16 protein-coding genes and 2 pseudogenes are annotated in these 21,845 nt (G+C 73.6%); 7 read left to right on the top strand and 11 right to left on the bottom strand.

What is annotated here, in order from left to right:
- Positions 1-86: 86 nt before the first annotated feature.
- On the bottom strand, positions 87-1,592 hold the full coding sequence (gene radA / locus E6W39_RS24615) for a DNA repair protein RadA (protein ID WP_141635384.1): 1,506 nt from the start codon (positions 1,590-1,592) through the stop codon (positions 87-89).
- A 166-nt stretch (positions 1,593-1,758) separates the two neighbouring features.
- On the opposite strand from radA, the gene E6W39_RS24610 reads away from it, so the two are divergent.
- Both E6W39_RS24610 and E6W39_RS24605 read left to right on the top strand, forming a co-directional pair.
- A complete protein-coding gene (locus E6W39_RS24610) occupies positions 1,759-3,489 on the top strand; it encodes a BACON domain-containing protein (RefSeq protein WP_141635383.1) in 1,731 nt (576 codons plus the stop codon).
- Between the two features lie 192 nt (positions 3,490-3,681).
- A complete protein-coding gene (locus E6W39_RS24605; protein WP_141635382.1) occupies positions 3,682-4,722 on the top strand; it encodes a Rossmann-fold NAD(P)-binding domain-containing protein in 1,041 nt (346 codons plus the stop codon).
- Between the two features lie 53 nt (positions 4,723-4,775).
- Here E6W39_RS24605 and E6W39_RS24600 read toward each other — a convergent pair whose 3' ends face one another.
- The 5 genes from E6W39_RS24600 to E6W39_RS24580 form a co-directional block, all read right to left on the bottom strand.
- Positions 4,776-5,537: a bestrophin-like domain gene (locus tag E6W39_RS24600; RefSeq protein ID WP_141635381.1), complete on the bottom strand. Its 762-nt coding sequence runs from the start codon at positions 5,535-5,537 to the stop codon at positions 4,776-4,778.
- A gap of 277 nt (positions 5,538-5,814) precedes the next feature.
- A complete protein-coding gene (locus E6W39_RS24595; protein ID WP_141635380.1) occupies positions 5,815-6,951 on the bottom strand; it encodes a family 2 encapsulin nanocompartment cargo protein polyprenyl transferase in 1,137 nt (378 codons plus the stop codon).
- 97 nt (positions 6,952-7,048) lie between these two features.
- Positions 7,049-8,476 carry a family 2B encapsulin nanocompartment shell protein gene (locus E6W39_RS24590; RefSeq protein WP_141635379.1) on the bottom strand — a complete coding sequence of 476 codons (1,428 nt, stop codon included), beginning with the start codon at positions 8,474-8,476 and terminating at the stop codon, positions 7,049-7,051.
- 196 nt (positions 8,477-8,672) lie between these two features.
- A complete protein-coding gene (locus tag E6W39_RS24585) occupies positions 8,673-9,236 on the bottom strand; it encodes a methylated-DNA--[protein]-cysteine S-methyltransferase (protein WP_141635378.1) in 564 nt (187 codons plus the stop codon).
- Positions 9,233-10,090, bottom strand: a complete 858-nt coding sequence (locus tag E6W39_RS24580) for a helix-turn-helix transcriptional regulator (RefSeq protein ID WP_141635377.1) — start codon at positions 10,088-10,090, stop codon at positions 9,233-9,235. The genes E6W39_RS24585 and E6W39_RS24580 overlap by 4 nt, the downstream gene beginning before the upstream one ends.
- A 180-nt stretch (positions 10,091-10,270) precedes the next feature.
- Here E6W39_RS24580 and E6W39_RS24575 point away from each other — a divergent pair, with 180 nt between their 5' ends.
- Positions 10,271-11,050, top strand: coding sequence for an SDR family oxidoreductase (locus E6W39_RS24575; RefSeq protein ID WP_141635376.1), 780 nt, complete (start codon positions 10,271-10,273; stop codon positions 11,048-11,050).
- A 7-nt stretch (positions 11,051-11,057) separates the two neighbouring features.
- Here the strand turns inward: E6W39_RS24575 and E6W39_RS24570 are convergent, their stop codons facing one another.
- Positions 11,058-12,836: a glycoside hydrolase family 35 protein gene (locus tag E6W39_RS24570; RefSeq protein WP_141635375.1), complete on the bottom strand. Its 1,779-nt coding sequence runs from the start codon at positions 12,834-12,836 to the stop codon at positions 11,058-11,060.
- A gap of 208 nt (positions 12,837-13,044) precedes the next feature.
- Here E6W39_RS24570 and E6W39_RS24565 point away from each other — a divergent pair, with 208 nt between their 5' ends.
- Positions 13,045-13,878, top strand: a complete 834-nt coding sequence (locus E6W39_RS24565; RefSeq protein ID WP_228718340.1) for a helix-turn-helix transcriptional regulator — start codon at positions 13,045-13,047, stop codon at positions 13,876-13,878.
- Between the two features lie 61 nt (positions 13,879-13,939).
- Positions 13,940-15,108 (top strand): annotated as a pseudogene (locus E6W39_RS44265) (low temperature requirement protein A).
- Positions 15,109-15,168: 60 nt separating this feature from the next.
- Here E6W39_RS44265 and E6W39_RS24555 read toward each other — a convergent pair.
- Complete coding sequence (locus tag E6W39_RS24555) at positions 15,169-15,765, bottom strand: TIGR03086 family metal-binding protein (RefSeq protein WP_141635373.1); 597 nt, start codon at positions 15,763-15,765, stop codon at positions 15,169-15,171.
- 275 nt (positions 15,766-16,040) lie between these two features.
- Between E6W39_RS24555 and E6W39_RS24550 the strand changes: the two genes are divergently transcribed.
- Entirely contained in the window at positions 16,041-16,574 is a 534-nt protein-coding gene (locus E6W39_RS24550) for a nuclear transport factor 2 family protein (RefSeq protein ID WP_141635372.1), read from the top strand.
- Positions 16,575-16,662: 88 nt separating this feature from the next.
- Here E6W39_RS24550 and E6W39_RS24545 read toward each other — a convergent pair whose 3' ends face one another.
- The 3 genes and pseudogenes from E6W39_RS24545 to E6W39_RS24535 form a co-directional block, all read right to left on the bottom strand.
- Positions 16,663-18,225, bottom strand: coding sequence for a serine/threonine-protein kinase (locus E6W39_RS24545; RefSeq protein ID WP_141635371.1), 1,563 nt, complete (start codon positions 18,223-18,225; stop codon positions 16,663-16,665).
- A complete protein-coding gene (locus E6W39_RS24540; RefSeq protein WP_141635370.1) occupies positions 18,222-18,806 on the bottom strand; it encodes a hypothetical protein in 585 nt (194 codons plus the stop codon). The genes E6W39_RS24545 and E6W39_RS24540 overlap by 4 nt, the downstream gene beginning before the upstream one ends.
- An 83-nt stretch (positions 18,807-18,889) precedes the next feature.
- Positions 18,890-20,907, bottom strand: a pseudogene (locus E6W39_RS24535) (N-6 DNA methylase).
- A gap of 150 nt (positions 20,908-21,057) precedes the next feature.
- Here E6W39_RS24535 and E6W39_RS39680 point away from each other — a divergent pair.
- The gene (locus E6W39_RS39680; RefSeq protein ID WP_181799436.1) at positions 21,058-21,828 is read left to right on the top strand and encodes a hypothetical protein; all 771 of its coding nucleotides are present in this window, start codon (positions 21,058-21,060) and stop codon (positions 21,826-21,828) included.
- The last annotated feature ends 17 nt before the right edge of the window (positions 21,829-21,845 follow it).

The following is a 21,845-nucleotide window of genomic DNA, read 5'->3' as shown; positions in this document are numbered from 1 at the left end:
TCAGCCCCGGTCCCACGTTCGCTTCTGTCCGATCTGGTACTGGACAGGACAAAGTCTACGGTGCAGCGGCGCTGACGGTGCTTCGGTCAGACCAGTTCGTCCGAATCGACCGGGTCCCAGCCGTCCATCAGCTCATCGGGATGGGCGGCCGGTGGCGGCACCGGACGGGGCTGCTCGGGGGCCGGCCGCTGCTCGGCGCGGGGCCGCCCGGCGGACCGGCGGCGCCCCGGAATGGCCCGCAGCGCCTCACCGATATCGGCCACCTCGACCACCTTCATGCCCGGCGGCACCTTGCCCGGATCCGGCGGCACCAGGGCGTGGGTGAAGCCCAGCCGGTGCGCCTCGGCCAGCCGGCGCTGCACCCCGGTCACCCGCCGCACCTCGCCGGCCAGGCCGACCTCGCCGATCGCCACCAGGTTGCTGGGCAGCGGGGTGTCGGTGGAGGAACTGGCCACCGCGAGCGCCACCGCCAGGTCCGCCGACGGCTCGGTGAGCTTCACCCCGCCGACGGTGGCGGTGTAGATGTCCTGCTTGCCGAGCTTGATCCCGCCGTGCCGCTCGACCACGGCCAGGATCATCGCGATCCGCGGCGACTCCAGACCCGAGGTGGTCCGGCGCGGCGAGGGGATCTGCGAATCCACCATCAGCGCCTGCACCTCGGCCACCAGCGGGCGCTTGCCCTCCAGCGTGACGGTCAGGCAGGTGCCGGCCACCGGCTTGTCGCGGCGGGTCAGGAAGAGGCCGGACGGGTCGGCCAACCCCTCGATGCCCTCGTCGTGCAGCTCGAAGCAGCCGACCTCGTCGGTGGCGCCGTACCGGTTCTTGACGCCGCGGATGATCCGCAGCCGGGCGTGCCGGTCGCCCTCGAAGCTGAGCACCACGTCGACCAGGTGCTCCAGCAGGCGGGGCCCGGCGATCTGGCCGTCCTTGGTGACGTGGCCGACCAGCAGGGTGGCCATGCCGCGCTCCTTGGACGCCCGGATCAGCGCCCCGGCCACCTCGCGCACCTGGGCCGGGCCGCCGGGCGCGCCGTCCAGCTCGGCGGAGGCGACGGTCTGCACCGAGTCCAGGATCAGCAGGCCCGGGCTCACCTGGTCGATGTGGCCGAGCACGGCGCCCAGATCCTGCTCGGCGGCCAGGTAGAGGTGGTCGGAGAGGGCGTTGATCCGGTCCGCCCGCAGCCGCACCTGGCCGGCCGACTCCTCACCGGTGACATAGAGCGTGCGGTGCTGGGAGGTGGCGGCCTTGGCGGCCACGTCCAGCAGCAGGGTGGACTTGCCGACGCCGGGCTCGCCGGCCAGCAGCACCACCGCGCCCGGCACCAGGCCGCCACCCAGCACCCGGTCCAGCTCCGGCACCCCGGTGGAGCGGGCGGTCGCCACCTGGCCGTCGACCTGGCCGATCGGGCGGGCCGGGGAGCTGACCGGGCCTGCGGCGGTGGTCCGGATCGGCACCGCGCCGTACTCCTCCACCGTGCCCCAGGCGTTGCACTCCGGGCACCGGCCGACCCACTTGGGCAGCTGGTTGCCGCACTCCGTGCAGCGGTAGGCCGGACGGGGCTTGGCGGTGGTCTTCGAGGTACGGGCTGCCATGCGCGCCACGGTAGCGGGTGGCACCGACAATGCGGCGCCACGGGGACCGCGCTCCCGCTGCCCGACTGGCCGGGACGTCACGGGGATCGCGCTGCTGTTACCCGAAAGGAGTACAAGGGCGGCGATGCTCCAGGGCCTGGCGGGCCCACTCCCTACTGTTCGACCCGTGACCTCCGAGACGATGCTCACCAGCTACGGCCGCCGACTGGACGGCCTCTACACCTACTGCCTGTCGGTGCTCTGCGAGCGCCCGGCAGCCGTGGCCGCCGTCCTGGAGGTGCGCGAGCTGGCCCGCGGCGGCGGCGCGGGCCGCATCGACCCCGCCCTGCACCGCGCCTGGCTCTACTCCGCCGCCCGCTACGCCTGCGTCCGGCGCCTGTCCGAGGCGGGCGGCGCGGTGGCCGACGAGCTGGCCGGGCTCGCCTGGCCGGAGGCAGCGGGGCTGCCGGCCGAGCAGCGCGAGGCGCTGGAGCTGTCCCTGCGTCACGGGCTGGACGAGGCCGAGCTCGCCGCCGTCCTCGACCTGCCCGCCGCCGAGGCGGCCCGGTTGCTCGCCGCGGCCCGCGCCGAGCTGGCCGCCACCCGCCGGGCGCTGCTGGTGCTCGCTTGCGGCGGCTGCCCGGAGCTGGCCCGGCTCGGCGGCACCGGCGGCGGGCCGCGCCGGCCGCCGGTGCTGGGGCCGGCCCTGCGGCGGGAGCTGGTGGGCCATCTGGCCGGCTGCCCGACCTGTCGCGGCATCGCCGACCGGGCCGAGGCGCCGGCCGCCGAGCCGCGGCTGCTCCCGGCGCCGGACGATCTCCACCAGGCCTTCGACCCCACCACACCGCTGCCCCAGGTGCACTTCGACCCGGACGGCTTCCCCCGCCACCGCGCGCCCGGCAGGCTGCGGCGGCACGGCTGCGAGCTGCCCGCGCGGCTGGTGCTGATGCGTCAACGCGCGCTCACCACGGGCGTGTTGGCGGCGGTGCTGGCGGCGCCGCTGACCGCGCTCTGGATGGCGCACCAGGGCGACACGACGGCGACGGGGGCCGCGACGGTCTCCTCGGTCCGGGTGGACACCCCGGCCCCGGCGCCGGGCCCGCAGGACGACGACACCACCGCGCCGCTCGTACCGCTGCCGACGCCCACCCCGGGCACCGCCATCCGCGGCGTGCCGGCCGCCCTGGTGGAGACGACCACCAACGGTGCAGAAACGTTGCTGCCGCCGGTGCTGGGACCCGCCGTCCCGGTGCCCGCTCCCGGCGCCGTGCCGCTCTCCAGCCCGCTGCTGAGCCCCGTCCCGCTCCCCGCCGCCAGCGCGCTGCGGGTAGAGGCGGCGGGCTACGGCAAACGCACCGTGCTCACCCTGACCAACACCGGCACCTCCGCACTCGACTGGCACGCCGTGGTCAGCTGCGACTGGCTCCGGCTGAGCCGGGACTCCGGCACCCTGGAGCCCGGCCAGCGCATCACCGTCATCGTCACGGTGGACGATCAGCGCGCCCCGGTCGACGACTGGGCGGCGCAGATCTCGCTGCCGCCCTCCCAGGCCGTGGTCACGCTGACGGGCGGGCCGGGCCTGCGCGGGGTGCCGACCCCGGTGGCCTCCTCGCCGAGCGGCTTCACGCCCAGCCCGAGCGCGAACCCGAGCGGCAGCGCCAGCGCGATCCCCTCGGACGGCGCCAGCGCGGGCAGCAGCGCCAGCACCGCGCCGAGCAGCAGCGCCAGCCCGAGCGCCAGCCCGACATCCGGACCGCCGACCAGTCCGTCTCCCACGTCGCCCAGCCCGTCGGCCACCGGCTCGTCGATCACGCCGTCCGCCCAGCCGACCGTCGCGCCGACGCCCTCCGGTCCGACCAGCGCGTCCACTCCCGGCTCCACCACGTCCACACCCTCGCCCTCGTCACCCGCACGCTGAACGGTCCCGGCACTTTCCCGTCGCGTTCTTATCGACTGCCCAGCTCGACCCTCACGTTGCACGCAACAGATGAGAAGCCGATGACAATCCGCTCTCGGGCGACCCCCGGCGCCGCTTCGCCGCGGGCGAACACGCTGAGCCGCCCGCGAACGCCCGTCCTCCGGTGAGCGGTTGACCGGCATGCTCTCCTCCATGCGAATCCTGATTCTCGGCGGCTCGGTCTTCCTCGGCCGCGCCTTCGCCGTCGAAGCACTGGCCCGCGGCCACCAGGTCACCACCTTCAACCGCGGCCGGTCCGGGCCGGACCTGCCGGGGGTGGAGGCCGTCCGGGGCGACCGGGCGGTGGCGGCGGACTTGGCGGCGCTGGTCACCGGGCGGTCGCGGTGGGACTTGGTGATCGACACCAGCGGCCAGCAGCCGCACACCGTGCGCCGCTCGGCCGCGCTGCTGAAGGACCATGCGGACCGCTACCTCTTCGTCTCCTCGGTGCACGCCTTCGCCGACTGGCCGGCCCGGGCGGTGGACGAGGACTCGCCCCTGCACGAGTGCTCGGCCGACTTCCCAGGCTTCGCCTGGGACGGGCCCCCAGTGCCCGACCTGCCGTTCAGCACCGGCTTGAAGGCGGGCTGCGAGCGGGCCGTGCTGGCCGAGTTCGGGGCCGAGCGCTCGCTGCTGCTCAACTGCGGGCTGCTGGTCGGACCGCATGAGAACGTCGGCCGGTTGCCCTGGTGGCTGGAGCGGATCGCCCGCGGCGGCCGGGTGCTCGCGCCCGGTCGGCCCGACCTGCCGATCCAGCTGATCGACGCGGCGGACTTCGCGGACTTCGGCCTGGGACTGGCCGAGCGCGGCCAGCGCGGCAGCTTCATCACCACGGCGCTGCCCGGCTCCAGCAGCTACGGGCAGATGCTGGCGGCCTGCGTCGAAGTGACCGGCTCCGGCGCCGAGTTGGTCTGGGTGCCGGACCGGGAGCTGGCCGCCGCCGACATCGAGGAGTGGTCCGAACTCCCGCTCTGGGCAGCGGAACAGGGCGACGCCGCCGGCATCTGGCGGGCCGACAGCGGCAAGGCGGTGGCCGCCGGGCTGCGCTGCCGCCCGATCGAGGAGACGGTCGCGGCCACCTGGGCCTGGCTCCAGGAGCGCGGACCGCGCCAGACCCCCTACACCCAGGGCAGCGAGCCGATCGGGATCGACCCGGAGAAGGAGCAGCGGATCCTCGCCGCCCACCAGGGCTGACCCGGCGATGACGGTGTGCCACCCGAACTGCGATTGGCACACCGTAGGTTGGCTCAGGTGCGCGGCGGTGGGAGCCGTTGCAGGAAGACGTCGAAGGCGGTCGGCTTCACCGCCGTGACGCCGGTGAACGGGAAGTTCATCTCCTTGATCAGCAGCAGCGAGACCACCACCAGGGCGCCCAGCGACAGGATCATCAAGGTGTGCGCCAAGGTGTTGGAGAGCCCGAAGAGGAACGTGAAGCCCACCGTGAGCACCCCACCCACGATCAGCGCCACCCAGAGCAGCGCCGGGACTTCGTCGTCCACCTGGTTGAGCCGCTCGCGGCGCTGCGAGGCCAGGTCCTCCAGGTGACTCACCACGTGGTCGTAGAGGACCTGCTGCGCGGCGCCGTCGGGCTTGATCGAGAAGACGCTGCTGCGGATCTGGTAAACCAGATCGGTGGCCGCCGGGTCACTCTTGTGATGGGCCATCATCGGCCACTCGGTGTCCTCCACGGTCCGGGCGTAGGCGAGGGTCTGCTGCTCCAGCTGCGGGCCGAGCGGGGCGGGCAGTTCGCGGGAGATCCAGTAGATGTCGGCCAGCGCGTCGGCCTCCTGGAAGGTGGTCTTGCGGGCCGCGTCGTTGTTGTTCCAGACGGTGACCACCACGAAGGCGAGCAGCACCGCGTAGAGCACGCCGACGGCGGCGAAGATGAATCCCGCCACGTCGTTGTGGGTCTCCCGGATGTGGTGCGGGACCCAGCGCTGCAGCAGCTTGAGGGCGACGGCCAACAGGGCCAGCACGATGACGGTGATGCCGATGTCGGCAGAACTCATGGGGTGAGCCTTCTGCGTCAGGGCAGCGCGGTACCCAGGGCCGGCTGCGGCAGGTGACGGTGAACTCGGGAAACGGGCACGGGGGATGCCCGGAACTGCGAGGGTCAGCGCCCGCGGCGGATGCCCGGCGGTGGGATGGTGAGCGGTGCGGGCGGATGCCCGGCGGCGGGACGGTCAGCAGTTGCGGCGGATGCCGGTAGCGGGACGGTCAGCGGTGTTGGACGGATACCGGTCGCAGGAGGGTCAGCGGTGCGGGCGGATTCCGGTAGCGGAACGGTCAGCGGTTGCGGCGGGTGACCAGCTCGGCGAGGGCCAGCAGGTCGTCGGTGGCGGCCGGCTCGGGCACCGCCAGGGCCAGGTGCTCGATGGCGGCGGCCATCCGCTCGCAGGAGGCGCCCTGCGCCCAGGCGCGGCCGCCGGCCCTCTCCACCGCGTCGGCGGCGCGGCGCACCTCCGCCGGGGTGAGCGGCCGGTCCAGCGCGTAGATCTCGGCGAGTTCGGCCCCGGCGGGAGTACCGGAGCCGAGCGCGGCCACCACCGGCAGCGACTTCTTGCGGACCAGCAGATCGGCACCGGCCGGCTTCCCGGTGACGGCCGGATCCCCCCAGATGCCGATCAGGTCGTCGATCAGCTGGAAGGCCAGGCCGATCTGCCGCCCGAAGGCGTCCATCGCATCGGCGGCCTTCTCGTCGGCCCCGCCGTAGAGCGCGCCGATCGCACAGGCGCTGCCGAGCAGGGCGCCGGTCTTGGCCTCGGCCATGGCCAGGCACTCCGCCAGCGAGACCGCGCTGCGCTGCTCGAAGGCGCAGTCCGCCTGCTGGCCGCCGCAGAGCTCGACCACGCAGTCGGCCAGCCGGCGCATCGCGGGGCCGGCGGCCGCGTGGCCGTCCTCGGCCAGGGTGCGCAGCGCCAGCGAGTGCAGCGCGTCGCCGGCCAGGATCGCTTCGGTGGCGCCGAACACCCGCCAGGCGGTGGGTCGGTGACGGCGCGTCTCGTCGCGGTCGATCACATCGTCGTGGAGCAGGGTGAAGTTGTGCACCAGCTCGACGGCCGCGGCAGCGGGGACGGCGGCGGTCTGCAGCCCCACGGTGTCGGCGGCGGTCTGCACCCCTGCGGTGCCGGCGGCGGCGCAAGCCTGAGCGGCGGCCAGCACCAGCGCCGGGCGGATGGCCTTGCCCGGGTCGGCGCTGGCGGGCGAGCCATCGGCCTCGCGCCAGCCGAAGTGGTAGGCGGCGATCCGGGCCATGGACTCCGGCATGGTGTCGACTGCGGCCTTCAGTGCCGGGTCGACCGCGCCGCGGGCTCGGGCGAGCAGCTCGGCGGCCTGGTCGTCGTCACGCGGCGCCGCGCCGCCCAGGCCGACCGCGTGCTCCTCTCGATGGTTCTCACCCCGGTTGAGCGTATCGATGCCCATGGGTTCCGGCCCCCCAGAAAATCGGTCATTGGTTTGATTGAGCCCCGTCGCGGTGCCGCCCCGCGGAACTCCCCGGGGCGGCACCGCGATATGGGAGTCAGTCGCGCGGACGGGCGACTTCGACGTTCTCCAGAACGCCGATGGCATCGGGCACCAGAATGGCCGCCGAATAGTAGGCGCTCACCAGGTAGGAAATGATGGCCTTTTCATTGATTCCCATGAACCGGACATTCAGGCCGGGCTCGACCTCGTCCGGGATTCCGGTCTGGCGCAGGCCGATGACGCCCTGCTTGTCCTCGCCGATGCGCATCGCCAGGATCGAGGTGGTGTGCCCGTCCACGAGCGGGATCTTGTTGCACCGCAGGATCGGCACCCCGCGCCAGGCCGGCACCCGCTGGCCCTCGACCTCGACGGTGTCCGGATAGAGGCCGCGGGCACTGCACTCCCGGCCGAACGCGGCGATGGCCTTCGGGTGTGCCAGGAAGAACCGGGTGCCGCGGCGGCGGCTGAGCAGCTCGTCCATGTCGTCGGGGGTGGGAGCACCGGAGTGGGTCTGGATCCGCTGGTCGTAGTCGGCGTTCTGCAGCAGACCGAACTCCGGGTTGTTGATCAGCTCGTGCTCCTGGCGCTCGCGCAGCGCCTCGACGGTGAGCTTCAACTGCTGCTCGACCTGGTTCATCGGGTCGTTGTAGAGGTCGGCGACCCGGCTGTGCACCCGCAGCACCGTCTGCGCCACGCTCAACTCGTACTCGCGGGGCTCCAGCTCGTAGTCCACGAAGGTGCCGGGCAGCTCGTGCTCGCCCTCGTGACCGGCGGCCAGCTCGATCGCGGCCTCGCCGTGCTTGCTCTGCGGCTGCTGGGCGTCGGAGAGGAACTGCGCGATGTGAGCCCGCAGCGCCTCGGAGCGGTCGGCGAGCTCCTGGAAGGCGGGCCAGGCGAGCGCCATCGCGGTGCCGGCGGTGGCCGCCGTGACGCTGTAGGGCCACAGGCCGTCGGCCACGCTCAGCGCCTCGTCGCCGATGTGGTCGCCGTCGGCCAGCACGCCCACCACGGCATCGCTGTCGCCGTACTTGCTGCTGCCGATCCGGTTGACCTTGCCGTGCGCGATCAGGAAGACCTCGTTGATCGGCTGACCGGCCTCGACCAGCACCTCACCGGCCCGGAAGTCGCGCTGGGTGAACCGGTCGGCCAGTTGGGCGAGCAGGGCGTCGTCCTCGAAGCCGCGCAGCACCGGGACCTCGCGCAGCGACGGCGCCCAGACCTTCACCCGGGCGCCGGTCTTGACGAAGCTCACCCGCCCCCGGCCGACCGCATAGCTCAGCCGGCGGTTCACCCGGTAGGTGCCGGCGCCGACCTCGACCCAGGGCAGCATCCGGAGCAGCCAGCGGGAGCTGATGCCCTGCATCTGCGGTTCGGACTTGGTGGTGGTGGCAAGGTTGCGAGCCGCCGCTGTCGCGAGGCTCTGCTGCACATCGGACGGTTCGGAACTGGGCGCCGGAATGCCAACGGTGGCTTCGGTTGTCATGACAAAACCCTCCCCCAAGCGAGATATGGACTGCTTGATTCCAGGGTCGCGCCACGCCATACCGAGCCGCAATCACTCGTACGAGTGATTGATCGGTTGGAGCAATTAGTATGATTAGCTATCGTGCTCGATTGATGTTCGGTGGCCGCCCATTACTGTTTCGGGGCCGGCCACAATACCCGCAGCTCGGATCGGCTCAGCTCGGCCCGTCCCAGTCCAGGGTCGGGGCCAGCCAGCCCTCCAGGGTCAGCAGCCAGCGCTTCACGTCCAGCCCGACCCGCCCGCTGCCGAACCCGCCCAGCCCGTCCGCCGCCACCACCCGGTGGCAGGGCACCAGCACCGGCAGCGGATTGGCGCCCATCATCTGGCCGACCGCCCGCGCCGCCAGCCCCGGGCTCTCCGCGAGATCGGGGAACGCCTCGCTGCGCCGGGCCAGTTGACCATACGTCACGGTCTCGCCGTAGGGCACGGTGCCGTGCAGCGCCTGCAGCACGGTGCGGTGCGGCCCGTCGGTCAGCCGCCAGTCCAGCGGCAGCTCGAACCGGCGTGCGCGGCCCGCGAAGTAGGCCTCGAAGGCGGCGCACACGGCCGCCGTGCGGCGCTCGTCGCGGGCCTGCGGCAGGCCGGCCGGCAGGGTGTCGGCCAGGAACTGCACTGCGGCGACCCCGAGTTCGGTCACCCCGACCGCCAACGGCCCGCTGGGCAGCGGACTCGCCACGGTCAGCCACTCGATCGGGCCGCCGGCCCGCTGCCCGGTCATGCGTCCACCTCCAGCTGCTCGGCCGGTCCGGCCGCCCAACTCGCCAGCAGCGCAAGCCGTTGCGCGGTCGGGCCGGCCGGCTCCGCTGTGTAGGCCACCAGCCGCTGCTCCGTCTCGCCCGGCAGCGCCAGCGTCTCGTAGCCGAAGTCCAACTCCCCGACCAGCGGGTGCCGCAGCACCTTGCGCCCCCAACTCTTCTCCCGCACCTCATGGTCGGCCCAGAGCCGGCGGAACTCCGGGCTGTGCTCGCAGAGTTCGTCGACGAGCTCGGCCAGCCTGGGGTCGTCGGGGTGCCGCCCGGCGTCCAACCGCAGATAGGACACGGTCTCCTCGGCCACCGTCGGCCACTGCGCGTAGAACTCCCGGGCCCGCGGGTTCCGGAACGCCTGCCAGGCCTGGTTGCGCTCTCCGGGGGGCAGCGCGGCGAAGCCGTTCACCGCGTCCCCCAGCGCGTTCCAGGCGATCACGTCCATCCGCCGGCCGAGCACGAACGCCGGCACCTCCGTCATCCGGTCCAGCAGCAGCCGCACCCCCGGCCGCACCGCAGCCTCACCGCCCGGCGCGGCCGGCCGCACCCCGTCGCGCGGCGGCCGGGCCAGCAGCCCCAGGTGCTCGCGCTCCACCCCGTTCAGCCCCAGCACCCGCGCCACCGCGTCCAGCACCGCGTCCGAGACGCTCGGCCCGCGCCCCTGCTCCAGCCTCACGTAGTAGTCCGCGCTGACCCCGGCCAGCTGCGCGACCTCCTCGCGGCGCAGCCCCGGCACCCGGCGCCGCCCGTACGACGGCAGCCCGACCTCCTCCGGCCGGATCCGGGCCCGACGCGATCGCAGGAACTCCCCCAGCGTGTTCTCCATGCGATCCAGATTAGGCCGCCCGGGCGACAGCCGTTCCGGCTTCCGGCGGTCCGGGACCGCGGCGGCCGATCCTGGGTCCGGCAGACCCAGGAACAACGCCACCCTGGGTCGCCGCGCTGCCCGGCCGCAGCATTGAAGTCGTCAGCACCGCACCAGACTTCTTCCGATACGGAGCCCCGCATGTCCCACTACCCCGCGCTCGCCGACCGCACCGCCGTGATCACCGGAGCCGCCTCCGGCATGGGCGAGGCCACTGCCAGGCTGCTCGCCGCCAACGGCGCCCGGGTGGCGCTGCTGGCCCGCCGGGCCGGCCGGCTCGACGCGCTGGCCGCCGCGATCACCGGGGCCGGCGGCCAGGCCCTGGCCGTGCCGGTGGACGTCACCGACCAGGAGTCGGTGGACCGGGCCGCCGCCACCGTCCACCAGGCCTGGGGCCAGGTCGACCTGGTGGTCAACGCGGCCGGCGTGATGCTGCCCAACCCGGTGGCCACCGAGCACCCGCGCTCCGAGCCCGACGGCGACTGGGCCCGGATGATCGACACCAATCTGACCGGCGCGCTGCGGGTGATCCACGCCTTCCGCACCGATCTGGTGGCGGCGGCCGCCGCGGGCCGCACCGCCGACCTGGTGAACGTCTCCTCGATCGGCGCCCACGTGCCGTTCCCCGGCTATGCCGTGTACGGCGCCACCAAGGCCGCGCTGAGCCACCTGTCCGCCGTGCTGCGCACCGAGTTCGGCCCGCTGGACGTCCGGGTGACCAACATCGAGCCCGGCCTGACCGAGAGCGAGCTGGCCGACGGTGTCGCCAATCCCGAACTCGCCGACCAGCTGGCCGGCATGTTCAAGGCGATCCCGACGCTGACCGCCGAGGACATCGCCGACCTGATCGCCTGGACGACCAGCCGCCGGGCCGCGGTGAACCTGCGCCAGGCGATCGTGCTGCCGACCAGGCAGGCCTGACGACAGATCAGCGCCCGAGCCGGTCCAGCACCGGCTCGGCCACCAGGTCGAGGCCGTCCCCGCGCGGGCCGTCCAGCTCCAGCAGCACCAGCTCGTTGCGGCCCGGCCGCAGCAGCGGGGCGGGCAGGTAGAGGGTCTGCTGCGGGCCGATGTCCCAGAACCGGCCGAGCAGGAAGCCGTTCACCCAGCACAGGCCCTTGCCGTGGCCGGCGGTGTGCACGAAGGTGTCGGCCGGCTCCTCGACGTCGAACTCGGCGCGCCGCAGCACCGGTTGGCCGGCCACCGGAACGGCTGCCGCCGAGTCCCAGGCCGCCTTCCAGGACGCCCCGGGGTCGTCGAGCGGCAGCGGGAACATCTGCCACCCCATCAGCAGCTGCCGCCCCAGCCGCACCCCGCCGGTGATGCCCTTGCGATCGGCCAACCCGGGGCCGTAGTTGACCCGGCCCAGGTTCTCCACCAGCAGGTCGAGCCATGCGCCGCCGGCCGGCACCGCCGGCTCGATCGGGCCGCCGGTGCGGCCGGTGCGGTCCAACACCCCGACCGGGCGGCCGTCCAGGAACACCTGGGCCCGGTCGCCCAGACCGTCCACCACCAGCTCCTCGGGCTCCCGGGGCCCGCTGACGTGGCAGCGGTAGAGCACGAAGCCGTAGGACTGGTCGAGTTCCTCCATGCCCATCGGGTACGGCGCCCGCACCGGCTCGACCGTCGCCGCGGCCAGCTCGAGCAGCGGCCGCGGGTCGCCGAGCGCCAGGGTGCGCGGGGCCAGCCGCTCGGGCGCGGTGTCGGCCGGCGGCGGCGGCAACTCGGTGTACTTGCCGAGCACTTCGCGCAGCGCCCAGAACTTGGCGGTGGGTCGGCCGTCCTCGCTGATCGCGGCGTCGTAGTCATAGCTGGTGACGGTCGGCTCCAGGCGGCCGTCGGTGAGGTTGGCGCCGTTCAGCAGGCCGAAGTTGGTGCCGCCGTGGGCCATGTAGAGGTTGACGGAGGCGCCGGCCGCGAGCATCTCGTCCAGCACCCGGGCGGCGTCCGCCGCGTCCCTGGTGTGGTGCCGCTCGCCCCAGTGGTCGAACCAGCCGTTCCAGAACTCCATGCAGACCGGCGGCGCGTCCGGGGCGTACTCGTGCAGCACCGCGAAGGACTCCGCCGCCCGGTCGCCGAAGTTGGCGGTCGGCAGCACGCCGGGCAGGATGCCGCCCTGCAGCATCGAGTGCTCCGGGCCGTCCGAGGTGAACAGCAGGCTCGGCGCGCCGCGCCGGCGCAGCCCGTCGGCCAGGTGGCGCAGGTAGTCGGCGTCGGTGCCGTAGGAGCCGTACTCGTTCTCCACCTGGAGCGCCAGCACCGGCCCGCCCTCCTCGGCGAGCAGCGGCAGCAGCCGGGGCAGCAGTTCGTCGAACCAGCGGTCCACGGCGGCCAGGTAGCCGGGGTGGCCGCAGCGCAGCCGGATCCCAGGGTCCTTCAGCAGCCAGGCCGGCAGCCCGCCGAACTCCCATTCGGCGCAGATGTACGGGCCGGGCCGGACCAGTGCGTGCAGGCCCTGGCGCTCGGCGGCCCGCAGGAAGGCCGCCAGGTCGAGCCGGCCGGTGAAGTCGTACGTCCCCGGGCTCGGCTCGTGCAGGTTCCACGGCACGTAGGTCTCAACGGTGTTGAGGCCCATCGCACGCAGCAGGGCGAGCCGGTCGTCCCACTGCTCGGGCAGCACCCGGAAGTAGTGCAGGGCGCCGGAGAGGATCCGCAGCGGCGCGCCGTCCAGGGCGAAGCCGTCCCGGTCGTAGGTCAGGCTGGGCATCGGCAGCGGACTCCTCGTGGTCGTGTTCCCGGTCGGGCTCCATGCTCGCGGGCGGCGGGGCACCGCGGTTGAACTCTTCTCCAGCAGACCATGGACTTCTCTGCGGCCGCCCGCACCGCGCTGACCACGACTGTTGTCCATTCCTTGGACTTTCCGAGGCCCCCGGCGGCATCCTGGATCCCCCTTCCAGGACGCGCCAGGAGGATCCGTGCGCAGCTTCGCGCAGTATCTGACCCCGTCCGCGGAGCACCGCAGGCTCGGCCTGGTCTGCCTGGGCGTGGGCTGGCAGCAGGTGCGGCGGATGGAGTTCGACGGCCGGGTGCTGAACTGCTACGGCCTGATGCTGGTCACCCGGGGTGCCGGCTGGCTGGAGTGGGGGGACCGGCCGCGCCGCCGGCTGCCGGTGCGGGCGCCCGCGGCCTTCGTGGTCTTCCCCGGGCTCTACCACGCCTACCAACCGGACCAGACGGGCTGGTCGGAGCGCTGGGTGCTGTTCGACGGCCCGGCGGCCGGGGCCCATGAGGCGCTCGGCGGCCTGGACCGGGAGCGGCCTGTGGTGCCGCTCGGCCCCGGGGTGCGGGAGCTGCTGCGGATCTTCGACCGGCTGGCCCTGGCGGTGCGCAGCGGTGCGGCCCACCGCGACGTGGTGGCGGCCGCCCTGGTCCACCAGCTGCTCGCCCAGCTGCTGGTCGGCCGGGTGGACGCCGACCTCTCCCAGGTGGTCCGCTACCTCGACGAGCACGCGGTGCAACCGCTCACCGTGGGCGAGCACGCCCGGCGGCTCGGACTGGACGAGGCGGCGCTGCGCGGCGAGGTGCAGCGGGCCACCGGGGCGACGCCGAAGGAGTACATCCTGCGTGCCCGGCTGTCGCGGGCCAAGCGGCTGCTGCTCGCCACCGACCACTCGGTGCGCGAGGTGTCCCGGGCGGTCGGCTACCACGACCCGGCGTACTTCACCCGGCTGTTCAGCCGCCGGGTCGGCATGGCGCCCACCGAGTTCCGCCGGGCCGGTGGACGCGAGCGGCCCGGCGACCTCGACTGACACCCCTCGGACCGCCTGACACGCCGTCATCCGATACCCCGTTCGCCCGGTTGGCGAACGCGTGCCCGATACTCCCGTGGTGACCACCGAAGTGACCTCCGAATCCGACACGCTTCAGCCGGACACGCTCAGGGTCTCGCCGCTGGAGCTCTTCCTCGATCTCGTCTTCGTCTTCACCATCACCCAGCTGAGCTCCAGTCTGGTGCACCACCTCAGCGTGTCCGGCCTGTTGAGGGTGGTGGTGATGCTGGCGGTGATCTGGTGGATGTACGACGCGTTCACCTGGGTCACCAACGCGATGCCGCCCCACACCCACCCCAGGCGCGGGCTGCTGCTGCTCACCATGGTGAGCTTCCTGGTGATCGCACTGACCATTCCGCACGCCTTCGAGGGCGAGGGCATCGCCTTCGGCTGGGCCTACCTGGTCGTGGTGGTGCTGCACACGGGGATGTTCGCGGTGCACGGCGTGGCCCGGTACACGGTGGTGCGGATGGGCGTGCTCAACACGGCGAACGCCAGCGTGGTGGTGTTCGGCGGATACCTCACCGGGTCGGCGCAGCTCAGCGTCTGGACACTGGCCTTCGCCCTGCAGTTCGTCACCCCCGGGTGATCGACCTGCCCAACTTCCAGCTGCGCGCCGACCATTTCGTGGAGCGGCACGGCCTGGTGATCATCATTGCCTTCGGTGAGTCGGTGATCGCCCTGGGCACCGGCGCCGGCAGCCTGTCGGCCGGCCCGCTCACCACCGCGCTGCTCGCGCTGGCGGTCTGCGTCGGCCTCTGGTGGGCGTACTTCGGGCATGACGACGACGAGCGGGCCGAACGGATCCTGGCAGGCCTGCCGGACGATGCGCGCAACCGGATCGCGGTCAGCGTCTACAACCTCGGCCACTACGGGCTGCTGCTCGGGGTGCTGCTCTTCACGGCCGGCATCCGGGTCGCGCTCGACGCCCCGACCGAGCCGCTGACCTGGCCGTTCGCCGGCGCGCTGGCCGGCGGAGTGGTGCTCTACCTGGCCACCAACACGGCGATCCGGCGGGCCCTGGAGCTGACGCCCCGACTGCCCCGCCTGCTGGCCGCCCCGGCGGCCGGGGCCACCACGCTGCTCGGCCACCTGTACTGCGGGGCGGTCCAGACCGCCGTCATCGCCGTGCTGCTGGCCGGGCTGTTCGGCTACGAGGAACTGCGCCGCTGGACGGCCTTGTCCGGCCACGACGCGCTGCGCCGCTGAGCGGCCGTCACACCGGCTGCCGGGTGAGCGGCCGTCACGCCGGCTGCCGGTGAGCGGTGGCTACACCCGCTGCCCGGCGGGCCGCCAGCCGGGGTCCCGGCCGAGCAGGGCCAGCACCTGGTGGAACTCGGGCGCGCCGGTGTCGAGCGTCAGCACCCCCCGGAACGCCGCGCCGGGCCGGCGGTCGTCCGGCCCGGCGGGCACCCGGACGGCCACCGCCAGGACCGCCCGGACCAGCTCCGGCGGTGGCTCGAACGGCAGGCCGAGCGTGACGGCCGCATCCCAGCCGTGCACCAGGGTGTCCAGGTAGTGGAAGGAGATCGCGGTCTCGGCGGGGATGTCCGTGCCTGGCCGGATCTCCGGGATCCGCAGCGGAGTCGCGGCCGTGGCGAAGGCCTCGGCGACGTCCGCGACCGAGACCGCCCAACTGCGCGCCGGCGCCCCCGGAAAGGGGCGGTCGCGCCACTGGTGGAGATCGTCCCCCAGGCCGCGGGCGGCGGCCGCGAAGCCGTGGTTCTGGCCGATCATGTGCGCCAGCAGCTCCCCCAACCGCCAGTCGGCGCAGGGCGTGGGCCGCCTCAGCTGGTCGGCGGTGACCTGGTCGACCACCTCGGTGGCCAGCTCCAGCGCCCGGGTGTGCAGGGCCCGGATGTCCATCGCGCTCCCCTTTTCTCTTCGACCGTCGATGCACTGACGCTACATCATGGACGAACGGTCGTGCGGCTATCTCATGACACTTCCTCAACTGAACGCTGTGACCTGGACTTTCACCACCACCGGCCGCTCCCGACCCGAGCCCGACCTATCCTGATCCAGCGCACCGGGCGTGCAACCCCCCGACGGCACACCCTCCCTCCCCGCACCCTCCCCTCGTGCCGTTTGCCGCCCGGTGCCACCGCGAGCCGTCCGCCGACCCCAGGAGGAACCGCACCATGCCCGCTCTCCCCGACCGCCGCACGATGCTCCGCGTGGGCCTGGCGACCGCGGTGCCCGCGGCCGTCGTCGCCGCCACTGCGGTCCCCGCCGCCGCCCACACCCCCGCCCTGCGCGAGCGCGACGTGACCCGCTGGATGACCGCCTACCTCAAGGCCTGGCAGACCAAGGACGCGGACGCCGTCGTCCGGCTCTTCACCCCCGACGCCGAGTACCAGTCCGTCCCGTCCGTGCCCGACCAGATGTTCCGCGGCAGCCGGCAGATCCACGACTACTGGGTCGGCGTCACCGCACCGCAGACCGGCATGTCCGGCATCCAGGGCACGCCCATCGTCTCCGGCAACCGGGCGGCCATCGAGATCTGGGTGACCATGCAGGTCCCGTCCGACACCGACGGAACCATGGGCTGGGTCACCCTGATCGAGACCAACATCCTCGACTTCGCGACGCCGACGCTCTGCTCGCGCAACATCGAGTACTCCCGCATCATGACCGGCAAGATCGCCCCGCCCGCCGGCTGGGGCCGCCGCTGAGCCCTGGGCCGGTGACGAGGGCCAGGCGTCCGCGACCTGGCCCTCGTCCGTCGCCGGGGCCATCAGCTCGGCCAGTCAGCTCGTCCGATCAGCCGAGGGCCCGCCGGGTCTCGACGGCGAGCGGGTGGTGCGGGCCGTAGCGCCGCTCGGTTTCGAGGAGCAGCCGGTGCAGGGCCGCGCGGGCCCCGACGTGGTCACCCGTCGCCATGAGCAGCTGCGCCGTGCGGCGGCCGACCTCCAGCAGGAGGGCCGGGTCCCCGTCCGCGTGCCGCTCCACCAGCGGGAGCAGGGACTGGTACTCGGCGAGCGCCGAAGCCTGGTCACCGAGGTGCTCCAGGCACTGCGCCGCCTCGACGCGGAACCGCAGCGCCTGCGGGTCGGCCGGGCCGGCCTCGGCGGCGCGCTGCTCGCTCAGCAGCCGCAACTGCGGGAGTGCGGCGTGGAACTGGCCGTCCTCCAGCAGGGTCGCGGCATAGTGCTTGCGCAGCATCTGGACGACGGGCGCGTGCCAGCCGTGCGCCTGCGCGGCCGCGGACAGCGCGTTCCCGAGCACGCCGGCGGCCTGGGTGAGCCGGCCCGCGTCCAGCAGGCGCTTGGCCTCCTCGACGGCGGCGGCGGTACCGGTGTGCCCCGCGGCCGGTGCGACAGGCGCAGGGTGCGGGACGGCGGCAGGCGCGGAGTGCGGGACGGCGGCAGGCGCGGGGTGCGGCGGCGGCGCCTGCCGCGGCAGACCGCCGTGCCAGGGTGCGTACGGCAGTCGGAACGGCCGCGTCGGGTCCATCGGCGCGCCGGAGTCGTCCTGGCGGGTCGGATCCGGCGCGGGCAGCAGCGGCACCAGCGCCCGGTGGACCGCCGCCGCGTCGGCCGGCCGGTCCCGCGGATCCTTGGCGAGCAACCGCAGGACCAGGGCCTCCAGCGCCTCCGGCACGTCCGGCCGGAGCCGGCGCAGCGGCGGTGGCGGCTCGTAGACGTGCTGGTGCAGCACGCCGAGCGGTGAGGGGCTGGTGAACGGGACCGTGCCGCTGAGCAGTTCGTGCAGGATCACGCCGAGGGAGTAGAGGTCGGTGCGCGGTCCGACCTCGCCGCCCATCGCCTGCTCGGGCGCCATGTACACCGGGCTGCCGATGGGCGAGCCGGTCAGGGTGAGCCGGGTGGTGTCGTCGGTCAGGACGGCGGCGACGCCGAGGTCGAGCACGACCGCGGTGCCGTCGGGGCGGATCATGATGTTGCGCGGCTTCAGGTCGCGGTGCACGGCCGGCACCGCGTGCACGGCGGCCAGCACCGGGCAGAGCTGTGCCGCCACGGCGGCCGCCCACGGCCAGGGGTAGGGATCGTGCTCGGCCAAGTGGTCGGCCAGGTCCGCACCCTGGACGTACTGCATGACCAGGTAGAGGTCGTCGCCGTCGCTCGCCGCGTCATGCACGGTGACCAGCCCCGGGTGGTCGACCTGGGCGGTGACCCGGCACTCCCGGGCGAAGCGCCGCCGTATCTCGTCGGACTCCTCCGCCCCGGGTGCCCGGTCGGGCCGCAGCAGCTTGACGGCCACCCGCCGGTCCAGGGTGCGGTCGTGCCCCAGCCACACCTGGCCCATGCCGCCCTGCCCGATGAGCATCGCCAACTCGTAGCGCCCGGCGACGATCCGGCCCTTCACGAGCCGTCCTGCCGCTGGAGGTAGGCGCTCAGTTCGTCGAGCCCGGCCCTGACTTCGCCGATCCGGTCCTGGCGCGGCAGGACCGGGGGGTAGCCGGGCTGCAGCGGCGGCAGCACGACGGTGTTCCCCTGAGCGGGCGGTGTCACGGGGATCCCCTGACCGGGAGCCGTCTCAAGCGTCCACTGCTGCGGCCGCAACTCGGCCGTCCGCTGCGGCTGGAACTCGGCCGTCCGCTGCGACTGCAGCTGGACCGCCCGCTGCGGCCGCAGCTCCACGGCCAGGAAGTACGCCGGAACGAACACCGCGGTCCCGAGCAGCAGCACCATCCCGGCGGTGGTCTGCCAGCCCTGCCCGTCCGAGGGCCCGATCAGTGCCAGCCCGCCGATGGCCGTCGCCGCCGCCAGGGCGAGCATCAGCCAGTCGCGGGTGCGACGGTGGACGAGGGCCAGCCACAGCATCGACACCCAGGCCATGATGCCGATGGACAGCACCGGAACGACGGTGAGAAGCACCCGGAGGAGCACCCGCCACGCTGACACACCACGCCCGCGCGGCGGCGCTGTCGGGACGGGGCCGTACATGGGCCAGCTCCTGCTCGGCGGGGGGTGATCGGCGGTTGCCGGGGTCAGCCTACCGACCCCGCCGCCGAGCCCGTCCGCCCATGTCAGGAAGGGCTGATGCTCCCGTCCGTCAGCCCGTCGTACAGGCCCTGGACGAGCAGTTCCCCCAGTCTGGCGGCCCGTCGTGACGCCTCTTCGAATGCCGTGATGGCACGGAACCGCTCCCCGTAGCGCCGCTGGTCGGCCAGCGGCAGCCGGGGCACCTGGAGCCGGCGCACGTCCAGTCGGGTCGCGGTCGTGGTGAAGCTGCTGGCCTGCCGGTTGTTCGCCGTGCTCCGCAGGAACCCGGCGAGGAACCACGGGTCCAGCACGGCCGGGTCGGGTCGCAGCAGGTGGACGTTGCGGCCCAGCGCCGCGCCGGCCGTGGCCTCGTCGATCACCCGCGTCGTGGCGTCCCGGCCGAGCACCGGGATCACCACGTCCCCGGCCCGGGTGAGCACCGGCTCCTCCGCCTCGCCCTCGGGCAGCACGCCGGAGGGGGCACCGCCCGACACGATGTCGTGCTCGGTCAGCACCGGCGGGCCGCCGAACCCGGCGCCGGCCCCGCCGGTGCGCATCAACAGGGCGCCCTTCCGGGCCAGTTCGCCGACACTGGTGATCGGCCAGCGGGCGGGCGCACCCTGCACACCGGCCATGGGCACCAGCTCCAAGGTGCTGCGCAGGGCCTCGGCCAGACGGCCGCGAACCTCGCCCGGCCCGCCTCGCCGGTGCCCGCCGCCCGCACCGGCAGGTGCCGGGCCGGCGTCACGTCCACGTCGTCGTCCAGCAGGTCGACCAACGGAACGGTACGGCTGACGCCGGGCCGTTCCGGTGTCGCGCCGTCGCGGTCGAAGGCACACCAGTCCTCCAGCACCGTGTCGCGCAGCTCCTGCCAGGGCAGCTTCTCCCCGCCGTCCGGCCGCTCGGCGGCGTTCACCAGCAGCAGGCTCTGGTGTGGTGCCGCGTCCACCGCGGGGCGTCGCAGCACCCACAGGTGCAGCGGGATCCCGAACGGCGGGGCCGCTCCGGCGGGCAGCGCGACCACCGCCCGCAGCGCGCCGCGCCGCAGCAGGTCCGCCCGGATCCGCCGACCCGACTTGCGGGACGCCACCGCGGGCGGCATCAGAAGCACGGCGCAGCCGTCCTCCCGCAGGTGGGCGAGGGCGTGCTGCACCCAGGCCAGCTCGGACTCGGTCCGCGGCGGCAGCCCGTACTCCCACCGGGTGTCGTAGGCGAGCTCCTCGTGTCCCCAGGTGCGCTCGTTGAACGGCGGGTGGCAGAGCACGACGTCCGCGCGCAACTCGGTGTGTGCGTCGACCCGCAGGCTGTCGCCCACCCTGATCCGCACCGGTCCTTCGGTGTGCAGGGCGAGGCGCAGCGCGGTCAGCGCGGCGAGGTCCGGATCGGCCTCCTGGCCGGCCACGGCGGCGGGACCGGCCGCGACCAGCAGGCCGCCGAACCCGCAGGCGGGGTCCAGCACCAGCTCGGCCGGGCCGGCGAGTTCGGCCATCAGCTCGGACAGCGGCGCCGGCGTCAGGGTGTACTGGCGGGGCCCGGACTCCAGGTGACGTCCCATCAGGAACTCGTACGCCTCACGGGCACCGAGCTCGTTGGCGAGCTGCACGCCGCCGCGCAGCAGCGCCAGGCGCTCGGCCAGCTCGGGTCGGCTCGGCACCAGGACCGGGTGGCCCTCGCCCAGCCGGGTGCGGAGCACCTCGGCGAGCGCTTCGGGCAGCTCGCGGCCCAGCCGGCGGTCGTCCGCGTCGATCAGCTGCTGCCACCGGGTGGGGTGGTCACGCAGCAGCAGGACGGCACCGACCAGCCGGAGCGCGGCGGCCGCCCCGGCCGGGTCCGCCTCGACCTGCTGCCAGACCCGTTCCCGCAACGGCACCTGGGCGAGCTTGCCCTGGTCGCGCAGCCACTGCTCGACCTCGGCCAGGTCGAAGACCGGACTGGTGTCGGTGCCGCCGACGGGCTTGGGAAAGTCGGCGTGCCTGCGCCGCCAGTTGCTGACCGCGGCGCGACCGACCCCGGCCAACCGCGCGATCCCAGCGGCAGTGACGTCCGTCCTGTTCTCCGGCACTGATGCGGCCCCCTCCGGCAGCGCTACGACTCGACTCGATCCTACAACCCGCCTCACGCCCATTGGCAGTGTTGACGCGGTTCACACGTCATGGTCTTATTGGCGCGCCGCTCACACAGCTTCCCTGTCCGAAAGGCGCACACCCCCGTCATGTCTCAGCACCTCCGCCGGACCGCCCTGGCCGCCTGCGGCGCCGCCGCGCTTCTCGGTCTCACCTCCTGCTCCTCCGGAGCCGCGAACTCCTCCGCCGCCCCGGCATCCGCCTCCGCACCCGCCGCCAGTGCGTCCTCCAGCGGCGCGTCCTCCGCCACGCCGATCCCCGGTCCCGCCGCGGGCACGGACGGCCTGCCCACCGGGACGAAGCTCAACGGCATGCTGCTGCCGGCCACCGACGTCCCGCAGAAGCTCCGGCTGGACCCCAGCAGCCCCAAGACCACGGGGGACGCCTTCAACCCGCCGACCTCCCCGTCCGCCGCCCCGGCCTCCCAGGTGTGCAACATGCTCAACGGCGCGGGCTGGATCAACGCGTCGGGCATCGGCTACGCGTCCTTCGCCCAGAACGACTACATGGACGACGCGCAGGACATGTTCGCCCAGGAGCTCGACGCCTTCCGCGGCAACGACGCGGCAACCGCCATGGCCAACCTGAAGCAGGCCATCACCAAGTGCCACACCTTCACGATCACCCAGGGCGGCCAGAGCTACACCGCGACCATCACCCCCAAGCCCCTCCCCGGCGTCGGGGACGAGGCGCTCGAGGCGGTCATCACCTCGCCGAGCTTCACCGGCGGCAGCACCCTGGTGGCCGCCCGCGTCGGCAACATCGTGGCGACGACGTACGACAACGACCAGAACAACACCGGCACCGCCGGCGTGGCCCTGACCAAGGCCCTGGTCAAGAACGTCCCAGCCACCCACTGACTGCGCTGCACGGGCCG

The sequence above is a fragment of the Kitasatospora acidiphila genome (genome assembly GCF_006636205.1).
GTDB classification, from domain to species: domain Bacteria; phylum Actinomycetota; class Actinomycetes; order Streptomycetales; family Streptomycetaceae; genus Kitasatospora; species Kitasatospora acidiphila.
Note: the sequence above shows the minus strand (reverse complement) of the source record. Positions and strands in the feature narration are given on the sequence as shown.

Coding starts and splice junctions, on each gene's coding strand:
- E6W39_RS39680 (WP_181799436.1), top strand. CDS start 21,058: ATGTCTCAGCACCTCCGCCGGACCGCCCTGGCCGCCTGCGGCGCCGCC.
- E6W39_RS24550 (WP_141635372.1), top strand. CDS start 16,041: ATGCCCGCTCTCCCCGACCGCCGCACGATGCTCCGCGTGGGCCTGGCG.
- E6W39_RS24580 (WP_141635377.1), bottom strand. CDS start 10,090: ATGGAGAACACGCTGGGGGAGTTCCTGCGATCGCGTCGGGCCCGGATC.
- E6W39_RS24585 (WP_141635378.1), bottom strand. CDS start 9,236: ATGACCGGGCAGCGGGCCGGCGGCCCGATCGAGTGGCTGACCGTGGCG.
- E6W39_RS24605 (WP_141635382.1), top strand. CDS start 3,682: ATGCGAATCCTGATTCTCGGCGGCTCGGTCTTCCTCGGCCGCGCCTTC.
- E6W39_RS24540 (WP_141635370.1), bottom strand. CDS start 18,806: ATGTACGGCCCCGTCCCGACAGCGCCGCCGCGCGGGCGTGGTGTGTCA.
- E6W39_RS24575 (WP_141635376.1), top strand. CDS start 10,271: ATGTCCCACTACCCCGCGCTCGCCGACCGCACCGCCGTGATCACCGGA.
- E6W39_RS24555 (WP_141635373.1), bottom strand. CDS start 15,765: ATGGACATCCGGGCCCTGCACACCCGGGCGCTGGAGCTGGCCACCGAG.
- E6W39_RS24595 (WP_141635380.1), bottom strand. CDS start 6,951: ATGGGCATCGATACGCTCAACCGGGGTGAGAACCATCGAGAGGAGCAC.
- E6W39_RS24570 (WP_141635375.1), bottom strand. CDS start 12,836: ATGCCCAGCCTGACCTACGACCGGGACGGCTTCGCCCTGGACGGCGCG.
- radA (WP_141635384.1), bottom strand. CDS start 1,592: ATGGCAGCCCGTACCTCGAAGACCACCGCCAAGCCCCGTCCGGCCTAC.
- E6W39_RS24600 (WP_141635381.1), bottom strand. CDS start 5,537: ATGAGTTCTGCCGACATCGGCATCACCGTCATCGTGCTGGCCCTGTTG.
- E6W39_RS24590 (WP_141635379.1), bottom strand. CDS start 8,476: ATGACAACCGAAGCCACCGTTGGCATTCCGGCGCCCAGTTCCGAACCG.